Below are 19,131 nucleotides of genomic sequence, written 5' to 3'. Positions count from 1 at the left end.
TTAAAGCCAACTATTTTAGAATAGTTGGCTTTTTTATTTACGCAATAAATTTTCAACTTCAATCCCTAATTCATTGGCTTTAGTTTTAATAGCCTTTTTTAATGCAATAGATGTTTCTTTTCTAGTTTGGTAGGGATAGAATTGGGTTTCGGATTTAATTTTGAATCCAATTTTGTAATTACCTAATTCAATTTTTTGAATATCATTCCATTCGATAAATTGAGATTTTTTGAGTACTCCCACTTTAATTTTAATACCTTTTTCAGTCAGTAAGAAATGAGGTGCATGCTTTGAGGTTTTAGATTGTTCTACACTTGCTTTGAATAAATAAACAAGCCCTATCATCATATATGCAAAAGGCATTGACTTGTCGGCAAAATTTGAATTTTCTTTATTAAAAAGATTATAAATAACAAGTATTGATAAACCAATAAAGAAGAAAGCTGCGAAAAAATTAAACCTACGCGCAGTAACTTCTGTGATATCGAGTCTCCCCGAACCTAGATTAATTCTTTGGCTTTTTTCTAATGATTGAGTTTCCATTGGTTGATAGTTTTTTGATTAGTTTTATTATTATCTTCTTGATAAATCTTCTACTTCCTTTTCTTTTTGAATAGCCATATCTTTAATTGCTCTTTTTATTTGGATGGAAGTTTCTCTTCTGGTTTTATAAGAAAAATATTGTATTCCAGTTTTATCCTTTATCCCAACTAAGTAATACCCTATTTCAATTTTCTTTATATCATCCCAATTAAATAAAATCGATTTTTTGAAAACTCCAGTTTTAATTTTTATCCCTTTAGTTGAAATTCGAAAATGTGGGGCATATTTTGAGCTAGTGGATAATTCGAAATGCGCCCTGAACAAAAAGATGCTGGCCGAAAAGAAGAATAATAAACCTGAAATGATTTTATAGTTAAAGTCTGATTCTTCATAGATATAGCTAATAATATAATAAAGTGAGCATATCATCATCAAGCCACCTATTATATAATTCATCTTTCTTGCAAGACTATCCGAGAAACTGATTTCTCCTGATCCCAGAGTGAATCTTTGACTTTTTTCTAATGCTTGAGTTTCCATTGGTTCTGGATAATGGTTAATAGTTCTTTGTAAATATCTGGAGAGCAAGATAATATCTCTCTTCCAAATATAAAATCACTATCTCCATTAAAACGAGAAACCTGTCCCCCGGCTTGTTGTACAATAAAGGCTCCAGCTGCTACATCCCAAGCATTAAGGTTATATTCAAAATAACCCTCATATCTTCCGCAAGCAACGTAAGATAGATCAACTGCTGCACTCCCTAATCTTCGAACTCCATGGCTATTTTCCATTAGGAATTTAAGGATGGATAAATAATCATCCATTTTATCAAAATTATAATAGGGGAAACCTGTAGCAATTAAACTTTGGGATAAAGAAGTATTTTTAGAGACTGAAATAGACTTTCCATTTAGACGAGATCGAGAACCCTTTACAGCTTCAAAGCATTCATCTTTATTTATTTCCAATACAATACCAGAAACTATTTCATTATCCTGCTGTAAGGCTACACTTATGGAATATACTGGTAGTCCATGAACAAAATTCGTAGTTCCATCTAAGGGATCAATAATCCAATTGTAGGTTTCACCCGTTTTGGTGGAAGTCCCTTCTTCTGCTATGAAACCAGACTCAGGTAAAATTCTTCCCAAACCTTCCACAAGTCTTTTTTCTGCTTCCTTATCTACATAGCTCACGAGATCATTAAAGCCCGTATGTTCTACTTTATCAGAATTAAAGTTCTGTGATTCTATCTTGATGAATTCACCAACTTCCTTTATTAATTTAATGGCCTCTTCGTGGATTGTATTTAATTCCATTACACATTCATTTTTTTGGTTCTATACAGTAAGTTGAAAGACTTAAAGGCAAAATATAATACAATTGGTAAAACTGCTGCGTGTAAAGCTTGAGGAAGTGTGTAGAAAAAACCTAATACTAAAAATTGAGCTATTCCGAAAACAGCATAATAGATGGTATGCCATTTTTTTGCAGGTTTTTTAAATAGTAAAAATGCAAATACAATATTCAGTGGAAATGCCCAGATCATGTTCCAGTTATCTACTGTAGCCACATGATCTGATAAAAACCATAAAAAGAAAATTAAGCAACCTATTAAGCCCGTGATAATAAATAAAAGCTTGTTGTACCATATATCACTAGTTTTAGATTTATGATGTCTTACACTTAAGATTATTCCGATCAAACAAAGTAGCCATGTTAAATGCTGGGGAAGAATTTGGAAAGATGAGCTTTCCTGTTTTTCGGGAGCTTCATAAATAGCTAATTTATCCTTTACTATAGGCTTACCTTCATAGGTAGCTTTGTCATAATGATACATTAGCATATCAGGAAGAAACATTTCATTCCTTTTATCAGCAATTTGGTCAGTAGGTTGCCCTAAAACCAAATCAATACCGAAATCTTGCCAAGGTTTATCCTCTAAATAAATATCTAAGAATTCCCTGAAAGTGTAGCCTTCAGCTTGTTTATTCCAGCTTAATCCAGAGCCTAATACTTCCTCTAATAAGTCTCTAAAACGAGTTGAACAATTGTCGAAGAAGAAATCATATTGATAAAATTTATTTTCAGGCCTAATGTTATTTAGAAGATAATCATAAATCTGATTTTTCTGACTTAAGCTTAAATCTAATTTTTGCTGAATTACTGATCTGTTTTCAGCTTTCGCAGAACGTATTAAATAGGAAATTCTTCCAGCAGAAAGCATATAATTAAGCTTTCCGCGAACAAATTTCATATAGAAACCAGGTGTGTCGAAATCAAAAGTTCCATAATTAAAAACTACGCTAATTCCTTTAGCTTCATCTTCAACCCAAAGTGCGGAATGACCAAAGCCAGAATAGAGTTCATCACCTGGTGCTACAGTAATCAAACTAATTTCTGATTCTTCAGATAAACTATTTTCAGCGTAGGTATTTAATGTTGCACTTAAAGAGAGTGCGAAAATTAATAATAATTTCCTCATCATGATTGAGCGTTTAATACTAATACAATTTCACCTTTAGGAGCTGTTTTTTCGAAGTGCTCTATTAAATTGCTTAAGGTATCGGTTAAAGTTTCTTCGTATAATTTTGTGAGTTCTCGTGATACGGAAGCCATTTTTTCCCCTCCTAATACTTCCGCTAATTGTTTAAGAGTTTTTAGCAAACGGTGAGGAGATTCATAGAAAATTATTGTGCGGTCTTCTTCTTTTAATTTTTCTATTCTAGTTTTTCTTCCCTTTTTATGAGGTAGAAAACCTTCGAAGCTAAACCTATCATTTGGGAAACCTGATTTTATCAAGGCTGGTATTAAGGCAGTAGCACCAGGAAGCGATTCTAGCTTTATATCATTATTGAGGGCTTCTCTAGCCAATAAAAAACCCGGATCTGATATTCCGGGTGTACCTGCATCAGAAATCAAAGCCATTTTTTTTCCTGATTTTAAATCATCAATAACACGCTTCAATTTCTGGTGCTCATTATGAATATGAAAGCTTTGCAATGGCTTTTTTATATCATAATGTTTTAACAGCTTTCCTGAAGTTCGAGTGTCTTCTGCTAAAATGATATCAACTTCATTGAGGACCTTTACAGCCCTATACGTCATATCATCTAAATTGCCAATGGGAGTGGGCACTAAGTATAGTTGAGTTTCTACTTGCTCCATGCCCAAAATTACAGATTTTATTAAACTAATTTGTCAATTTCTTCAGCTAGCTTTTTATCTTTTTCGGTCACAGTATTGCCTTCATCATGTGTAGTCAATTCAAAACTAACTTTATTATATACATTCGACCAATTAGGGTGATGGCCCATCTTTTCAGCAATAATGGCAACTTTAGCCATGAAGCCGAAAGCTTCAGTAAAATCTTTAAATTCAAATGTTCTTTTTAGCGTATTATTTTCTTCTTTCCACATAATTCTAGTTTTTTATATTATTCTAACCGCTATAAAATTCATTTGTTACGATAAAAGCTTATAATGCTATAACACCTTTCACTTTATTGGTCTCCATATATTTTTCAATGATTTGCTCGGCTGAACCAGCAAGCATTTTAATAGTAAGGCTCACATATTTCCCTTTACTTGAAGGCTTTACTATTACTTCATGATTCTCAAATATTTCTTTTATCTCATCTTGGTTTTCAGCCAAAACGATAAATTTAAACATATATAAGCTTGGCCATTCTGAAACGGCCTCCAACTTTTCTCTGAAAGATTGAATTTCTTTTTCTGTACTCATAACTCACAATCCTTTTTTCTTATTCATAAAAAAAGGGGCTAAAAAGCCCCTTAAAATATTAAGTATTTAATAAATTAATAGAACTTATATCTTAGGTCTACTATATCTGCTTTTTCTTCAATTGCTGATTTGATCTCAAAAGAAACAGCATTAGATCTTCTTTGAGCTAACTGTTCTTTGTAAGTGTTATAATCTGCAATTTCAGGAGCTGGTGTTCTATTTGTAACACTTAAGACTACTATACCATTATTTGCCTCTAAAGGTTTCGATTGCTTGTTTAATTCTATTCCGAAAATAGTACCAATAACCTCTGGCGCTTGTCCTACATTAGGTAAAGAACCTGAAGATATTTTAACATCAGTAGTAGAGAAAACATTGGCATCATCACCATAAGCAGCAGCCATCTCATTTAAAGTTCCTGATAAACCAGATACTTTTTCTTTAATGATATCTGCTTTCATTTTTTGTCTCAATTCTCTTGAAACGATTGCTCTAACAGCGTCAAAATCAGACTCACCTTTTTCAGTTTCATTAGTTAAAACTGCAACTACGAAATAATTGTCAGTTTCAAAAACTTCTGAAACTTGCCCTACTGAAGCATCAGTGAATGCCCATCTTACGATTGGTCTAGAAGATCCTAAAGTACCAATGGTAGTTTGATTAGGTGACATTTTACCAGAACTTCTAACTCTGTATCCTTCTTCGTTTGCTGAAGCAGTAAATTCAGAGTAATTAACGTTTGATGCAGCAAATAAATCTGCTTGTCTGTATAAATTATCTCTTGTACTTTCTGAAGGAAGGATATCTCTGTAGATAGTCGCTATTTTGTAAGTTTTAGCTGTTTTCTCTTCAGTAACATTAATGATGTGGTAACCATACTGAGTTTTTACAACTCTATTGATAACACCAGTTCCATTTTTAGCAAAAACAGCTGCGTTGAATTCATCAACCATAGCTCCTTCTTTGAACCATCCTAAGTCACCACCTCTAGTAGCAGAAGGGCCATCACTATATTCTTTAGCTAATTCAGCGAAATCTTGTCCGCTTCTAGCTTTTTGTAATACCTCTTGAGCTTCTTGCTTCGCTTTAGCATCAGCCTCATCAGAATCATCCTCAGCTTCAATTAAGATATGGCTAGCCTTCACTGAAGCTACAGTGTCATCATAAATTTTAGAAGTTTTATATAAGATGTAAGCACCATCTTCAATATACGGTCCGATCACATCACCTTCTTTTAAAATATTAGTGTTAGAAGCTAGTATTCTTGGAAGTTGAGCAATTGGGTAAGTTCTGAATGAGTTACTTCTATCAGAATTGATTCTTGCATAAGCTGAATCATCTTCAACAGTTTGAAACTCCTTTTTAAGCTCCTCAACTTCTTCTCTGATGTAAGTTGAATCCTCACCAGAAGGTAGTAATTCAAAACCTACATAACTGATAGTTCTAGATGCATCAGTTTCATATTTCTCAATATTATCGTTGAAATATTTTTTTAATTCAGAATCTGAAGGAGACACTAAAGAGTCTTGTACTGAGTAAAAAGGAATATATAAGTATTCAACCTCAGCTGATTCAGTTTGATCCTGGTAAGCTCTTTGTGCTTCAGCTGTTGTAATATAAGTCGAACCAATCATCAACTCATCATATTTCGTTCTTGCTCTAGCAGGAACTAGTGATGATTCAAATGAATACCATTGCGCTTGTTGCTCAGCAGGAGCTTGTGCAATGTTTCTGATGATATTAACAACTTGTTCTTTGTTAAATTCTCCAGTTTCAGGATTTGTAAAGTTTTGTCTTACAATTGGGCTGATGTTATCACCCTGTACCATGTCTACTAATTCCGCATCAGTTACAACAAGACCTAATTCGTCATATTGCTTTTGAAAAGCTTTTTCAACGATTAGATAGTCCCATGCTCTCTGACGAATAGATGACATTTCTTGATCAGAAGGTGCTCTACCATTACCCGCTCTAAAGTTATTTTTGAATTCTTCCACTTTTTGCTGATACTCAGGCAGATTGATGGTTTCACCAGCAATTTCACCAACATCATTTGATCTGCCTCCACCTAATAGCATTGAGTCAGGCCCAAGCAAATCAGTTAGCAAGAAAGCTAAAATGGATAATCCAATTAGGGCGATCAATACCGACCCCATTTTTACTCTTAGTGTATTAAATACTCCCATGTTTGTTTATTTCAAAGAACCGCAAAATAATAGTATAAATGATTAATATCAAAGTGATTCCATTTATTACTTTTTGCTTATTCTGGGTTAATGATGATTAGTTTTACAAGATTAATTCTGTTTTCTTCCATACTTTCGATTATAAATCGAAAAGGAGGGCTGCTAACTTCTTCTTTTAGGATAGGGAAATTCTCTGTAATTGATAAAATAAAGCCACCTAAAGTATCATAGTCACCTTCTGGAATGCCTAATGCATATTTATCATTTATGTAGTCAATTTCTAGGCGGGCACTGAAAATGAAGGTGTTCGCGGATACTTTTTCTTCCACAAGATCTTCGTCATCATGCTCATCTTGTATTTCACCAAAAATTTCTTCAATTATGTCTTCCAAACTTACGATACCCGAAGTTCCACCAAATTCATCCACTACCAATGCTAAGCTTTTGTGTTCCTGGATAAATTGAATCATTAATTCATTTGCTGGCATAGTTTCAGGTACAATAATAATTGGAGTTAGAATCTCCTTTATATCACCCGGTTTTTTGAATAACGCTAAGGAGTGGCAGTATCCAATTACATCGTCAATCGATTCTTTATAAATCAATACTTTTGAATGCCCGCTTTCGGTAAATGCCTCTTTTAATTCTTCAATAGAGTCTTCAATATCAACAGCAACCACCTCAGTTCTAGGAATCATACACTCTCTGACCTTTATGGTTTTAAATTCTAAGGCATTATTAAAAATTTTCTTATCAAGCTCAACTTTACTTTCCTGATGGTCGAGCTGAACAGTATTTTTAACGAAATGATCTAAATCAGTAAGTCCGAATACAGGTTTGTCTTCTTCGTATTTTAATCTTAAAACATATTTTATAAAGATCTTTGATAGGTTTACTATGAAAAATACAATAGGGTAAGTGATGTAGTAAATCAACCATAATGGCAAAGCAAAAAAGGATAATAAGCCATTGGGGTTTAATAAGAATATGCTTTTAGGCGTAAATTCAGCTACAAATAGTACAAAGATTGTAGATATAACCGTTTGAGCTAGAAGAATGAAAACATCATTTTGAAAAAATAGTGGCAGATTGCCTACTAAAAAAGGTTCAATCATTTTAGCCATATAAATACCATATACAACCAATGAAATGGTGTTTCCGATTAAGGTAGTTCCTATAAATGAGGAAGGCCTTTCAATAAATTTCGATAATATTTTACCGGAAATTATTCCTTGCTGGCTCTGTAATTCAATATGCAGTTTATTGGAAGAAATGAAAGCTATTTCAATTCCGGAAAAAAATGCAGAAAAGAGTAACGAAATAATGATGTAAATAAGATAACTGCTCTCCATATTAAATTAGAACTAACCCTCAGTTTTCTTTTTTTGTCTGAGGTATCTTTGTAAAAGTAACAGACTTATGGATAACATAAAAATCCAATAGGAATATTCAAAGCCTACGGTTAAAGATTGATGAATACCAATAACAAAAAGTGCAAAAGCTAATCCCACAATAATGAAATTTGGCTTAGGTCCTTTATTATCAGTTTCTTGTTTATTTTGCTTTGGACTCATAGATTTTTCTTTTTCGGAAGTGGTTGAGAATCATCTAGCTGTTTATTTGAACTTCCTCAGTTTTAACTTCTTCTTGATTGTCATTGTCTATCGAATCCGTTTCTTGTTCGTCTAAGTAGATAGTACCACTAGGATTTAAAATACGATAACTTGAGAAATCTTGTTTAGCTCTTAAACCAGTACCGGTTGAAATTTGATCTTCAGACTGAATTCTTACAAACTTTTCAGTATAAATTTCTTCCTTTTGCGGCTCCCAGAATAATTCTTCAGAATTTAACTTTCGAGGCTCAATATACCCTATAACTTCAACGTCTCCTTCTGCTTTATAGATATCAGTCTCTTTTGTATGATAGGCAGAATTTGCTTCAAGAGTTGAGGATAAGGTCCCATCTGGCTCATAAAATTCAATAAAAATATCATTAGGGAATTCCCTATCCCCATTTTCATAATCATATTGCTTAGAAGCTTTTACAATTACTCTTACTTTAGCAGAATCGGAATATAATATTTCCACTGAGTCAGCTTCCATGATAGGTCCAGAGTATTCTTCAAAGCTTTTATTCTCTTGAAGCCCTGATCCGCAGGCAAAACTCAATAAAATTAATAATAAAATGAAAAAATGTTTCATAGGGCAAAAATAAAAAAAGCGGTCATGATTTAGAATTCAAGACCGCTTTTAATGATTTTATTTATGTATTAGTCTCTGGTTTGAACTTGAACAGTTTCACCTATCCAACATCCAACAGACACCTCTTGTCCAACTGAATAATTATAGTTAAATATATCTTCTTTTGATGGAAATTGCTCTTTGGCAACATTCATTCTATTTGCATCTCCACCCAATTGATACATTTTGTAAGCTGCAATATATACCGCTCTATCTTTCACTACATCCTGTCCACCTTTACAATCAGTGAAACTTTTTAAATAAAGGTCACCGATTAATGTGTAGGCTTCTTTTCTTGAAGGATCAGCATCTAATGCATCATAAGCGTAGCCTCTTGCTTTTGATTTATTACCACTTTTAGAAGCTAAATCTGATAATTCAAGATATACATCAGCTTTTTTGATGTTGTCTTCTGAATATTTCAAAGCCTCTTGGAAGTATTTCTCAGCTTCCTCCATATCACCACTAGCTTTAGATTTTAAAGCAATCATTCTAGATAATCCGAATTCAGGAGTATTTGCTTGAACAATTTTTGCTGCATCAATAAAAGAATCAGAACTGGTACATCCACCTGCTAAGGCAAATTTTACAATTCTCTCAGCATCTTCTAACTGCTTACCATCTTCAACAAACTTAGGATAAAGCTTGGTGTCTATGATGTTACAATCGATAGTGACAGATGCGTTGAATAGTTTTTCAATATAGTCTCTAGCTTTTTGGATTTTTTGCGCGCTCTCACCATCCGCTAACATCTGATCTAAGATATCTTGAACTTGATCATATATTGCAATAATATCCAAGTCAGTAAGATCACCACCAGTTAATTTATATCTTCTGGCTGCATCCATATAGTATATAGTGTTAGAAGAGAAACTTTTTGCTCCTAACATTTCGATTGCTTCTTTCTCAATTTTGTAAAGCTCTTCGTATTTATCTTTTCTATCTTTCCATACATTATAAGCATCATTCGCTTTTCTGTTGGTAACATTCTCAACATCGTTGAAATACTTCATTCTTAAATCATAAAGCAGTACAACAGAATCCTGAATGTTCTTTTGTCTTTGACCCGTTGTGGTTTCAGCTAAGTTCTCATAAACTTTAACTCCCTGAATGTAAATAGAAGGGTTGAGGTCTGGAGTTTCTTTTAATAACCAATCTAAAGGTGCTTTAGCAGCTTCATATTTTTCTGCTGTTAACATATCAGAATAAAGCGCATTTTTCTCCATTGCTTTATTTTTCTTATCTGGGTCCTCAGGCCAATTCCAACCGTCCTGTCCAAGCATAACTGCTTGCGCACCTATTAAAAATGCTAATGTTAATAGAATTCTTTTCATCTTTCTTAAAATTTAATCAAACTGTCTTCTTAAAAACCATCTATCGTTAAAAGTAAAACTCAAATTTAAATTCAAATAATTCTCTTGAACTAAGTTGTTCAAAAGTGTTCCTCTTTGTCCTACTTCAAACGCTAGATTTACGTTTGAAAGATTGTTTATAGGTAATGAGGAACCAAAAGTTATGCCAAATGAATTAATTGAAGTGTTGTTTATAACTAGCGGACCATTAGAAATGTTAAGGCCTGCCCTGTAAGTTACTCTTTCATAATACTTTGTGCCAGATTTTACATCGGGGGTGAACTCACCACCAATTTTTAATTCCATTTGCTCGCCAAAGTTGTTGTCAGCTATACCAAAACTGCTGTAGTCAGACCAATCTTGATAAGAGAAATCAGCTGATATAGCCCATGCTGTTAACTTAATATAGCTTAAGCCTACCCCTATTTTTTGAGGTAATACAGTAGTACCTTCAATATCATTTTCTAAAAATGCGTTTTCATTTTCTTCATTCCGTAATGGAACCTCTTGCAGGCTTAATATCTGTAAAAATGTATTTCTATTTGTATTTAAGTTAGCTTGCACATCATAAGTAGCCCCAAATGATAAATAGTTCTCACCAATTTTGGTTCTAAAGTTAGTTCCTAATGTAAATGAGAAATCAGAGAAATTATCGGTGTATTCAGCTGATACTAAATAGGGAACTCTTAAGGTATCACCTTCATTTATGATATCTTGATAAATGGTTCTGTCTGTTAGTTTTCCAAAATTATAGTTGGCCTCAGCACCAATCGCAATATTTTTAGTTATGTTCCACCCATTAGCTAGACTCAATTGTGATATTGTACCCTCACCTTTAAATCTTGAAAGGCTTGCTTGAGGATCAGTAATTTGATTAGAACTATTCCTTTTAATCTCATAGTTTTTGGATGAAAGAGGTCTTAAAGCTACTGAAATTGCATATTTACCTGGTATAATAGGAAAAGCCAATGTAGCATATTTTAATCCACCATTGATTTGGGTAAATCTTGTAGCTTCATCACTTATATTATTTTGAGAGATATTTAATCCAGCTTCAAATGAGGTGAATTGTTGCCCCCCTAATAGTGCTGGGTTTAACACTGGGATAAACCAAGGGCTTTGATATGCAATTCCTGCATTGCCCATTCCATTGTTAGCAACATATCCTTTTTCAGAAACCAGACCAACACCATAAGCCGAATATGGTGAAACCAAATCCTGAGAAAATGATGATGATACAAATATTACGGAAAAAATACTGGCTAATAAACCGGTTTTAAATTGACGCATTATATCTTAAAATTGCATTTAAACCCACTAAAACTAATTCAGGGATTGCAAAGATGGGCTCTTTTAATTTAGTTTCAAAGAATTTTGCATCTCCACCGGTAATTATTGACGTAAGCGGTGAATATTTTCTTTTAACTTCTTGAATGTAAGTGTCTATCTCTGCCTGAATTCCGAAAGCAACTCCACTTTGCATGGCCTCAATAGTATTGTCGGCTATGAAGTTGAAATTGCTTTCAGGCTTTACCAACGGTAAACGTGCTGTAAAATTATGCATACTCTGAAATCTCATGAATAATCCTGGCGAAATAGCACCTCCGTAATATTTTTTTCCATTTTCCAGAACTTCATAGGTTATGCAAGTACCTAAGTCGATTACTATAATATTATGATCAGGATACAATGCTTGAGCACCAGCAACTGCGGCAATTCTATCTAAACCAATGGTTTCGGATTTATATAGATTTTCAAAAGGTAAAGCCGTTTTATAATCAAGTAGAATAGGGTTTTGATTGATTTCAATTTCATTCAAAATTTCTTCATATGAGATTCTTACACTTGAAATGATGACATTATCTAGCGAATAGGTTTTTATAAAAGTTTTAACATCTGACAGTTGATCAAAAATTTTAACTTCTTTTAACTTCTCTTCATTAAAAAAACCTAACTTGATTTTAGTATTACCTACGTCAATGACTAAGTTCATAAATTCGTTTTTCAGTTCTAAAATTAATTAAAATTACTCAAATGCATACTTATAAAGTGATTGGCTTAATGTCTGGAACTTCTCTTGATGGATTGGATATTACTTTTTGTCGATTTGATATTTCTGAAGCTGGCAAATGGAACTGGTCAATAATTGATTGTGAAACTGTAGGTTATCCTATTGAACTTAAAAATAAATTAAAAAAATCAATTGAAATGTCAGCTTTAGATCTACATTATTTAGATGTTGAATTAGGGAAATATTTCGGTGATACTGTTCATAGCTTTATAAATAGAAATAATCATCAGGTTGACTTTATTGCTTCTCATGGTCATACTGTTTTTCATGACCCAGCAAATGACCTAACAGTTCAAATTGGGAATGCGAATTTTCTACATAGCATTACTAAACTTCCTGTTATTTCTGATTTTAGAACATTAGATATTGCAAATGGCGGGCAAGGGGCGCCACTAGTACCTATAGGAGACCAATTATTATTTTCAGATTATGATATTTGTATCAATTTAGGTGGGATAGCGAATTTATCCTTTGAAGATTCGAATGGTGATAGAATTGCTTATGATATATGCATTTGTAATATTTTACTGAACCGCTTAGCTCAGTTTAAAAACTTAGAATTTGATAAGGACGGTGCTCTAGCTCAAAAAGGTGAATTAAAAGAGACTCTTTTGAACCAATGGAATAGTTTTAGTTTTCTGAATCAGAAGCCACCAAAAAGCCTAGGCATTGAGCAGTTGGAACCAGAGATTTTAAGTAAAATCGACTCGAATCGGTATTCAATTGAGGATATGTTAGCAACTGCAGTTGAACATATTGCTTTTCAGATTAGCAAATCTGTTAAACAAAGTAAGAAAGAAGGGGCTATTCTATTTACCGGTGGTGGGGCTTTTAATCAATATCTAATCAAAAGTTTAACTGAAAAATTGGGGAGTGAATATAGAATCGAATTGACCACTACTGAAATCAAAAATTATAAGGAAGCATTGATTTTTGCATTTTTAGGAGTTTTAAATGTGAGAAATGAATACAATACTTTTTCCTCAGTTACCGGTGCTCACATTAATAGTATATCTGGTCAAAAGCTAGGCCGTTTTTGAAATTAATTTTTGTAGTTTTGGCCTTTTAGATACTCAGATGAATAATTTCATCTTATTTTTTACGGAACGACTAAAATTGAAAAAATATGAAAGAACTCTTAGAGAAATTTGAGAATAAACGACCTGAAGTAGTATTTGAATGGAAAGATTCTGAAACTGAAGCAGAGGGTTGGGTTGTAATCAATTCACTTAGAGGTGGTGCTGCTGGAGGAGGAACAAGAATGCGTCCTGGACTGGATAAACATGAGGTGGAATCATTAGCCAAAACTATGGAAGTGAAATTTACTGTTTCAGGTCCAGAAATAGGTGGTGCAAAATCAGGTATCAATTTTGACCCATCTGATCCGCGTAAAAAAGGAGTATTAGAAAGATGGTATAAAGCAGTTTATCCATTATTAAAAAATTACTACGGTACAGGGGGTGATTTGAATGTAGATGAAATTCATGAAGTAATTCCAATCACAGAGGAATATGGTTTGTGGCACCCTCAAGAAGGGGTTGTAAATGGTCATTACAACGCTACTGAACCCGAAAAAATAAAGAAGTTAGGTCAGTTGAGACAAGGAGTAATCAAGGTGATTGAAGCACCTAATTATAGTCCTGATATCAAAAGAAAATACACCGTAGCCGATATGGTAACGGGTTTTGGTGTTGCAAAATCAGTTGAGCACTATTATAATATTTGGGGAGGTAAACTTCATAAGAAAAGAGCAGTTATTCAAGGTTGGGGTAATGTTGGAGCTTCTGCAGCTTATTTCTTAGCACAAGCTGGAGTTAAAATTGTAGGTATAATTGATCGAAATGGTGGATTAATTAATCAAGATGGATTCACACTTGAAGAGTTAACCGATTTATTTATTAACCGAAATGGAAATGAACTAATATCTGAGGATATTATTCCATTTGATGAGATCAATAAAAAGATTTGGTCGCTTGAAGCAGAAGTTTTTATTCCTGCAGCAGCTTCTCGTTTGATAAGTAAAGAGCAAGTGGAGGAGATGATTGCTTCGAAATTAGAAGTAATTGCAGCTGGGGCTAATGTTCCATTTGCAGACAAAGAAATTTTCTTTGGTCCTATTGCAGAGTTTACCGATAGTAAAGTGGCTGTAATTCCAGATTTTATAGCGAATTGTGGTATGGCTCGAGTATTTGCATACTTAATGACTGCAGACGCTGAAATTACAGATGAGGCAATATTTGAGGATACTTCCAGAACAATTGAGAAAGCTCTCCGTAAAACCTTTGAAGCAAGTAACTCAAGCGTTAATATTTCAAAAACTTCATTTGAAATAGCATTAAGTCAGCTAATTTAATACATTATTAATCTTTCCAGCTAAGCTTTTTAGTTGGAAACTTCCTAAATTGAGGATTCTTGAAAAATCATTTGCATGAGAACATCGAAATTTTCTATTTCAGTAATATTTTTAATTCTATTTTTCACGGTATTATTTGTTCCAAATACCACAATCGCTTCTGAAAATAATTCAAAAGCAGCAGTTGAGGTACAAAGCCAAGATCATGATGAGCAAGAAAATCATTCTGAAAATGTAGAAAATGAGGAAGGCGAACATCATTCAGCTCCAGCATGGACGGTTATTCCATTTGTGTTATTGCTATTAATGATTGCTACAGGACCCTTATTTTACGAGCATTTTTGGCATAAAAATTATCCTAAAATTGCCGTTCTTTTAGCCGTTTTGGTAGTGAGTTATTATTTATTTATTCTTCATAATTATCACAGTCCTGTTCATGCTGCATTCGAATATTTTCAATTCATTTCCTTATTGGCATCACTTTACATTGCATCTGGTGGAATTGTAATCAAAGTAAATAAGAAGTCAACCCCAATTGTGAATATTGTTATGTTGCTAATTGGTGCTGTGGTAGCTAATTTAATTGGAACTACCGGTGCTTCTATGTTGCTTGTAAGGCCATTCATTAGGTTGAATAAAAATAGAATTAAAGCTTACCATATTATTTTCTTTATCTTCATGGTAAGTAATATAGGTGGTTCTTTAACTCCAATTGGTGACCCACCACTTTTCTTAGGGTTCTTAAAAGGAGTGCCATTTTTCTGGACTTTAGAGCATAACTGGCCAGCTTGGGTATTTGCATTATCTATTCTTGCTATAGCATTTTATTTCCTTGATAAAAGGAATAAATCAGGTCAGGATGAAGATGAGGTAGAAGTATTCGATAATAAAATTACTATTAACGGGAAAAGAAATTTCATTTGGTTAGCAGTAATTATTGTTTCTGTATTTATTGATCCTAATGTATTTTCCTGGGTGCCGGGTATTACTTATGAAGGGCAGGAATTTTCTTATATAAGAGAAGTGATTATGCTGAGCGTAACATATCTATCTTATAAATTCGCTAAAGATAAAGTCCATGATTTAAACGAATTTAGCTTTGAACCTATCAGAGAAGTCGCATTCATATTCATCGGAATATTTGGAACGATGATGCCTGCGTTAGATTTGGTAGGTAATTTTGCTAAGTCAGAAGCTGGTGCTTCTTTAATTACGCATAACACGCTTTATTGGGGTACAGGATTACTTTCTGGCTTCTTGGATAACGCTCCAACATATTTAAACTTTCTAGCAGCAGCAATGGCCTCTCAAGGAGGAAGTATTTCTGTATTAGCAGAGGTTACTCAATTTGCAAATGGTGGAGTTTATTATGATTCTGTAATGGATTTAACTGCTATTTCAATAGCTGCGGTATTCTTTGGAGCTATGACCTATATTGGAAATGGACCCAACTTTATGGTGAAGTCAATAGCAGAACAAGTGGGTATCAAAATGCCATCTTTCTTTGGCTATATCATCAGATATTCAATCCCTTTCCTACTTCCATTATTACTATTAGTCTGGTTGTTATTCATCAGATAATTAAAAAGGCGAGAAAAATTATTTCTCGCCTTTTTAATTTATTGAAATCGTCAAGTTTTATTTAACCCCAAATTCTTTCACCGCTTCTATGAAGTATTTCACATGATCTGGATTAATATCAGGATAAACGCCATGACCTAAGTTGGCTATATGCCTTCCTTCGCCAAATTGGGAAAGCATATTTTTAGTATGCTTTCTGATCGTTTCTTTATCAGCATAAAGCACACAAGGATCAAGATTTCCTTGTAGAGTTCGATCATCTCCAACAATTTTTCTTACTTCAATAGGGCTCATAGTCCAATCGAGTCCAATAGTATTATAATCTAATTGGCTTAAATCAGCGAATGCAGCGTGTGCATCTTTAGCGAAAATAGTTTTAGGAACATTTTGTATTTCATCTGCTATTCTTTTTAAATAAGGAATGGCAAATTCCTGATATTGAGCGTGAGAAAGTATGCCTGCCCAGCTATCAAAAACCTGAACTAAATCTGCTCCACTAGAAATTTGTGCTTTTAAATAAGCTATCGTGCTATCGGTGATTTTATCTAATAATTGATGAGAAAGTTCTGGCTCTGTGTAAAGCATAGCCTTAGCCTTGGAGAATGTTTTGCTTCCACCCCCTTCCACCATATAAGCGAAAATTGTCCATGGTGCACCAGCAAAACCAATTAAGGGAACTCTTCCATTTAAATCATTCTTTGTTATTTCTATAGCTTTTGTAACGTAAGAAAGACTTTCTTCTACATTGGCAACTCTTAATTTTTCAACATCACTTTTAGATTTGATGGTGTCAGGGAAATGAGGTCCTCTTTTCTCCACCATTTCATATGGTAAGCCCATGGCTTCAGGTATGACTAAAATATCAGAAAAAATAATAGCTGCATCAACTCCTAATAGATCAACGGGTTGAATGGTTACTTCAGCCGCTAACTCTGGAGTTTGCGCCAATTCAATAAAACCACTTACACTTGCTCTAACTTTTCTATATTCTGGAAGAATTCTACCAGCCTGGCGCATTAGCCAAACAGGTGTTCTTTCTACCTTTTCGCCTTTGGCTGCTCTTAATAGCAGATCATTTTTTAATTCCATGCTGCAAATATACATTCATATTATGCTTCTGAATTATAATATTGCTAAACTTTTCTTTTTCTTTGCCGATATATTCAAAAGGCTAAAACAATACTGTCATGTCAATACTTTTTAGTGAATTTAAGGAATGGAAAGAATACTGTGAGAAGAAGGGTACGAAGCTTTACGAACCAGTATTGGAATATGAAAAAGATCAGAAGGGGAAAGATGAAGATTTCGTTTGGGAAAACTTACAAACGGCCTATGATGTAATGAAGGATGCTGTTAAAACGGGCTTGGAAGAAGATATGCATTCACGATCCGGAATGATAAATAATGGAGCTAAAAAAGTATATCATAACCCATTAACAGTATTAGATCCTAATTTTCAAAAACTTATATCTAGAGCTCTAGCAGCAAAAGAAGTGAATTCCTGTATGGGCCGGGTTGTTGCTGCTCCAACTGCAGGAGCTAGTGGTATTTTGCCAGGCACAATGTTCACTTTGCAAGAAATTCACGGTTTAGATGATCGAAAAATATTAGAAGGCTTATTAGTAGGGGCAGGGATTGCGTTAATAATTGAGCAAAAAGCTTCTTTGGCAGGAGCTGTTGGTGGATGTCAGGCTGAAACAGGTAGTGCTGCTGCGATGGCGTCTGGAGCTATAGTGTATTGTTTAGGAGGAGATATCGATCAAGTTTTTAATGCGGTAGCGATTACAATACAGTGCATGCTAGGGTTGGTTTGTGATCCAGTTGCAGGTTTAGTTGAAGTTCCTTGTGTGGTCAGAAATGCTAGTGCTGCTGCAATTGCAAATTCTTCTGCACAAATTGCTTTATCCAATGTAAGTGGTGTAATTCCAGTTGATGAATGTGTTGATGCTTTAGGAGAAGTAGGGCAAAGCATGGAAACGAAATATAAAGAAACAGCTATGGGAGGTTTAGCTGCCACATTAACAGGGCAGAGCATTTCTAAAAAAGTATTGATTCAGGATATTGAAATGCTGCCAGATGAAGAAAATTAATTGATTCAGGATATTACATTAATCGTATAATAAATATATATCCCTAATAAAATTAAACCTTCATAACGGTCTACAATTTTATTTATAGCCATAAACGGTAGAATGAGTAATGTGATACCCAACATCCAAATGATATCAGAATTCAGTATTATCTCACTTACTTGAATTTCTGATATCAAACTGGTGATACCTAATATGGATAAGATATTAAATATATTTGACCCCATTAGGTTGCCTAATGCCATATCAGTTTCCTTTTTAAAAGCAGCTACTACTGAGGTAACAAGCTCAGGTAAACTAGTTCCTAAAGCTACTACTGTTATTCCCACTATTCGCTCACTAATACCCATGAAAAGAGCCAAATCTTTCGCACTATTTACAAACCAATCAGATCCAAAATATAAGCCTGCTCCACCAATTAAGATTAGGCTTCCGTCTTTAATGATATTCTTTCTAGTAGCAGGACTTTTCGGTGTTTCTATCTCTAATCCAAGATCTTCTGGGTTAATATGATTTTTTCGTGATCTGCGAATGATAAAAAACAAATACAATGCAAGGAGTAATACAAAGCCTAGACCTTCATAATCATCAACATATCCTTCTTGAACTAAAAAGTAAAGTAACAATGAACAGCCCATTGTCATGGGCCAGTCAATTTTAATAGTGTCACTATTTACAGGAATGGGTGCAATAAGTGAGGTGATTCCTAAGACGAGGGCAATATTGCAGATATTTGACCCTATAACATTTCCCATCGTAATGTCTGGGCTCCCCGCTATTGCTGCTTGTATACTTATCAATAATTCTGGTGCGGATGTACCAAAAGCTACAATTGTAATCCCCACTACTAAAGGAGACATTTTTAGCCTTAAGGCAATTCTTGAAGCACCACGAACTAATAATTCTCCACCGAGGATTAATACCGCTAAGCCAACAAATAATAATATAGTATTGCTGAGAGGCATCG

20 protein-coding genes are annotated in these 19,131 nt (G+C 34.0%); 4 read left to right on the top strand and 16 right to left on the bottom strand.

Annotation, left to right across the window (positions count from 1 at the left end; all coding sequences use genetic code 11):
• Positions 1 to 33: 33 nt before the first annotated feature.
• The 14 genes from QYS48_RS05300 to QYS48_RS05235 all read right to left on the bottom strand — a co-directional run bounded on the left by QYS48_RS05300 (position 34) and on the right by QYS48_RS05235 (position 12,062).
• The gene (locus QYS48_RS05300) at positions 34 to 543 is read right to left on the bottom strand and encodes a hypothetical protein (protein WP_308357830.1); all 510 of its coding nucleotides are present in this window, start codon (positions 541 to 543) and stop codon (positions 34 to 36) included.
• Positions 544 to 573: 30 nt separating this feature from the next.
• On the bottom strand, positions 574 to 1,083 hold the full coding sequence (locus QYS48_RS05295; protein WP_308357829.1) for a hypothetical protein: 510 nt from the start codon (positions 1,081 to 1,083) through the stop codon (positions 574 to 576).
• On the bottom strand, positions 1,065 to 1,865 hold the full coding sequence (locus QYS48_RS05290) for an inositol monophosphatase family protein (RefSeq protein ID WP_308357828.1): 801 nt from the start codon (positions 1,863 to 1,865) through the stop codon (positions 1,065 to 1,067). The genes QYS48_RS05295 and QYS48_RS05290 overlap by 19 nt, the downstream gene beginning before the upstream one ends.
• On the bottom strand, positions 1,865 to 3,034 hold the full coding sequence (locus tag QYS48_RS05285) for a DUF4105 domain-containing protein (protein ID WP_308357827.1): 1,170 nt from the start codon (positions 3,032 to 3,034) through the stop codon (positions 1,865 to 1,867). Before QYS48_RS05285 ends, QYS48_RS05290 begins: the two co-directional genes overlap by 1 nt.
• Positions 3,031 to 3,714, bottom strand: a complete 684-nt coding sequence (rsmI, locus tag QYS48_RS05280) for a 16S rRNA (cytidine(1402)-2'-O)-methyltransferase (RefSeq protein ID WP_302127967.1) — start codon at positions 3,712 to 3,714, stop codon at positions 3,031 to 3,033. The genes QYS48_RS05285 and rsmI overlap by 4 nt, the downstream gene beginning before the upstream one ends.
• 20 nt (positions 3,715 to 3,734) lie before the next feature.
• Complete coding sequence (locus QYS48_RS05275; protein WP_302103252.1) at positions 3,735 to 3,965, bottom strand: 4a-hydroxytetrahydrobiopterin dehydratase; 231 nt, start codon at positions 3,963 to 3,965, stop codon at positions 3,735 to 3,737.
• A gap of 58 nt (positions 3,966 to 4,023) precedes the next feature.
• On the bottom strand, positions 4,024 to 4,290 hold the full coding sequence (locus QYS48_RS05270; RefSeq protein WP_302127965.1) for a DUF493 domain-containing protein: 267 nt from the start codon (positions 4,288 to 4,290) through the stop codon (positions 4,024 to 4,026).
• Positions 4,291 to 4,364: 74 nt separating this feature from the next.
• Positions 4,365 to 6,476 (bottom strand): SurA N-terminal domain-containing protein, encoded by a 2,112-nt coding sequence (locus tag QYS48_RS05265; RefSeq protein ID WP_308357826.1) that lies wholly within the window; start codon positions 6,474 to 6,476, stop codon positions 4,365 to 4,367.
• 77 nt (positions 6,477 to 6,553) lie between these two features.
• On the bottom strand, positions 6,554 to 7,828 hold the full coding sequence (locus QYS48_RS05260) for a hemolysin family protein (RefSeq protein ID WP_308357825.1): 1,275 nt from the start codon (positions 7,826 to 7,828) through the stop codon (positions 6,554 to 6,556).
• A gap of 12 nt (positions 7,829 to 7,840) precedes the next feature.
• Complete coding sequence (locus tag QYS48_RS05255; RefSeq protein ID WP_302103257.1) at positions 7,841 to 8,050, bottom strand: hypothetical protein; 210 nt, start codon at positions 8,048 to 8,050, stop codon at positions 7,841 to 7,843.
• 34 nt (positions 8,051 to 8,084) lie between these two features.
• Positions 8,085 to 8,678 carry an LPS export ABC transporter periplasmic protein LptC gene (gene lptC, locus QYS48_RS05250; RefSeq protein ID WP_308357824.1) on the bottom strand — a complete coding sequence of 198 codons (594 nt, stop codon included), beginning with the start codon at positions 8,676 to 8,678 and terminating at the stop codon, positions 8,085 to 8,087.
• Between the two features lie 68 nt (positions 8,679 to 8,746).
• Entirely contained in the window at positions 8,747 to 10,051 is a 1,305-nt protein-coding gene (locus QYS48_RS05245) for a tetratricopeptide repeat protein (RefSeq protein WP_308357823.1), read from the bottom strand.
• Positions 10,052 to 10,063: 12 nt separating this feature from the next.
• Positions 10,064 to 11,359 (bottom strand): hypothetical protein, encoded by a 1,296-nt coding sequence (locus QYS48_RS05240; protein ID WP_308357822.1) that lies wholly within the window; start codon positions 11,357 to 11,359, stop codon positions 10,064 to 10,066.
• Positions 11,346 to 12,062: a type III pantothenate kinase gene (locus QYS48_RS05235; RefSeq protein WP_308357821.1), complete on the bottom strand. Its 717-nt coding sequence runs from the start codon at positions 12,060 to 12,062 to the stop codon at positions 11,346 to 11,348. Before QYS48_RS05235 ends, QYS48_RS05240 begins: the two co-directional genes overlap by 14 nt.
• A 41-nt stretch (positions 12,063 to 12,103) precedes the next feature.
• Between QYS48_RS05235 and QYS48_RS05230 the strand changes: the two genes are divergently transcribed.
• The 3 genes from QYS48_RS05230 (at position 12,104) to QYS48_RS05220 (ending at position 16,074) form a co-directional block, all read left to right on the top strand.
• Positions 12,104 to 13,180 carry an anhydro-N-acetylmuramic acid kinase gene (locus tag QYS48_RS05230; RefSeq protein WP_308357820.1) on the top strand — a complete coding sequence of 359 codons (1,077 nt, stop codon included), beginning with the start codon at positions 12,104 to 12,106 and terminating at the stop codon, positions 13,178 to 13,180.
• An 86-nt stretch (positions 13,181 to 13,266) separates the two neighbouring features.
• Positions 13,267 to 14,493 carry a Glu/Leu/Phe/Val dehydrogenase dimerization domain-containing protein gene (locus QYS48_RS05225; protein ID WP_308357819.1) on the top strand — a complete coding sequence of 409 codons (1,227 nt, stop codon included), beginning with the start codon at positions 13,267 to 13,269 and terminating at the stop codon, positions 14,491 to 14,493.
• A gap of 75 nt (positions 14,494 to 14,568) precedes the next feature.
• Positions 14,569 to 16,074: a sodium:proton antiporter gene (locus tag QYS48_RS05220; protein ID WP_308357818.1), complete on the top strand. Its 1,506-nt coding sequence runs from the start codon at positions 14,569 to 14,571 to the stop codon at positions 16,072 to 16,074.
• A gap of 57 nt (positions 16,075 to 16,131) precedes the next feature.
• On the opposite strand, the gene hemE is transcribed toward QYS48_RS05220, so the two are convergent.
• On the bottom strand, positions 16,132 to 17,163 hold the full coding sequence (gene hemE, locus QYS48_RS05215) for a uroporphyrinogen decarboxylase (protein WP_308357817.1): 1,032 nt from the start codon (positions 17,161 to 17,163) through the stop codon (positions 16,132 to 16,134).
• A gap of 98 nt (positions 17,164 to 17,261) precedes the next feature.
• Here hemE and sdaAA point away from each other — a divergent pair, with 98 nt between their 5' ends.
• Positions 17,262 to 18,164: an L-serine ammonia-lyase, iron-sulfur-dependent, subunit alpha gene (gene sdaAA, locus QYS48_RS05210; protein ID WP_308357816.1), complete on the top strand. Its 903-nt coding sequence runs from the start codon at positions 17,262 to 17,264 to the stop codon at positions 18,162 to 18,164.
• 5 nt (positions 18,165 to 18,169) lie between these two features.
• On the opposite strand, the gene QYS48_RS05205 is transcribed toward sdaAA, so the two are convergent.
• A complete protein-coding gene (locus QYS48_RS05205; protein ID WP_302128763.1) occupies positions 18,170 to 19,129 on the bottom strand; it encodes a calcium/sodium antiporter in 960 nt (319 codons plus the stop codon).
• Positions 19,130 to 19,131 lie beyond the last annotated feature (2 nt).

Origin of the sequence: Marivirga arenosa (genome assembly GCF_030503895.2) — a bacterium.
GTDB lineage: Bacteria > Bacteroidota > Bacteroidia > Cytophagales > Cyclobacteriaceae > Marivirga > Marivirga arenosa.
Note: the sequence above shows the minus strand (reverse complement) of the source record. Positions and strands in the feature narration are given on the sequence as shown.

Excerpts from the sequence above, each read along its gene's own strand:
- QYS48_RS05300 (WP_308357830.1), bottom strand. The coding sequence starts at position 543 with ATGGAAACTCAATCATTAGAAAAAAGCCAAAGAATTAATCTAGGTTCG.
- QYS48_RS05295 (WP_308357829.1), bottom strand. The coding sequence starts at position 1,083 with ATGGAAACTCAAGCATTAGAAAAAAGTCAAAGATTCACTCTGGGATCA.
- QYS48_RS05290 (WP_308357828.1), bottom strand. The coding sequence starts at position 1,865 with ATGGAATTAAATACAATCCACGAAGAGGCCATTAAATTAATAAAGGAA.
- QYS48_RS05285 (WP_308357827.1), bottom strand. The coding sequence starts at position 3,034 with ATGATGAGGAAATTATTATTAATTTTCGCACTCTCTTTAAGTGCAACA.
- rsmI (WP_302127967.1), bottom strand. The coding sequence starts at position 3,714 with ATGGAGCAAGTAGAAACTCAACTATACTTAGTGCCCACTCCCATTGGC.
- QYS48_RS05275 (WP_302103252.1), bottom strand. The coding sequence starts at position 3,965 with ATGTGGAAAGAAGAAAATAATACGCTAAAAAGAACATTTGAATTTAAA.
- QYS48_RS05270 (WP_302127965.1), bottom strand. The coding sequence starts at position 4,290 with ATGAGTACAGAAAAAGAAATTCAATCTTTCAGAGAAAAGTTGGAGGCC.
- QYS48_RS05265 (WP_308357826.1), bottom strand. The coding sequence starts at position 6,476 with ATGGGAGTATTTAATACACTAAGAGTAAAAATGGGGTCGGTATTGATC.
- QYS48_RS05260 (WP_308357825.1), bottom strand. The coding sequence starts at position 7,828 with ATGGAGAGCAGTTATCTTATTTACATCATTATTTCGTTACTCTTTTCT.
- QYS48_RS05255 (WP_302103257.1), bottom strand. The coding sequence starts at position 8,050 with ATGAGTCCAAAGCAAAATAAACAAGAAACTGATAATAAAGGACCTAAG.
- lptC (WP_308357824.1), bottom strand. The coding sequence starts at position 8,678 with ATGAAACATTTTTTCATTTTATTATTAATTTTATTGAGTTTTGCCTGC.
- QYS48_RS05245 (WP_308357823.1), bottom strand. The coding sequence starts at position 10,051 with ATGAAAAGAATTCTATTAACATTAGCATTTTTAATAGGTGCGCAAGCA.
- QYS48_RS05240 (WP_308357822.1), bottom strand. The coding sequence starts at position 11,359 with ATGCGTCAATTTAAAACCGGTTTATTAGCCAGTATTTTTTCCGTAATA.
- QYS48_RS05235 (WP_308357821.1), bottom strand. The coding sequence starts at position 12,062 with ATGAACTTAGTCATTGACGTAGGTAATACTAAAATCAAGTTAGGTTTT.
- QYS48_RS05230 (WP_308357820.1), top strand. The coding sequence starts at position 12,104 with ATGCATACTTATAAAGTGATTGGCTTAATGTCTGGAACTTCTCTTGAT.
- QYS48_RS05225 (WP_308357819.1), top strand. The coding sequence starts at position 13,267 with ATGAAAGAACTCTTAGAGAAATTTGAGAATAAACGACCTGAAGTAGTA.
- QYS48_RS05220 (WP_308357818.1), top strand. The coding sequence starts at position 14,569 with ATGAGAACATCGAAATTTTCTATTTCAGTAATATTTTTAATTCTATTT.
- hemE (WP_308357817.1), bottom strand. The coding sequence starts at position 17,163 with ATGGAATTAAAAAATGATCTGCTATTAAGAGCAGCCAAAGGCGAAAAG.
- sdaAA (WP_308357816.1), top strand. The coding sequence starts at position 17,262 with ATGTCAATACTTTTTAGTGAATTTAAGGAATGGAAAGAATACTGTGAG.
- QYS48_RS05205 (WP_302128763.1), bottom strand. The coding sequence starts at position 19,129 with ATGCCTCTCAGCAATACTATATTATTATTTGTTGGCTTAGCGGTATTA.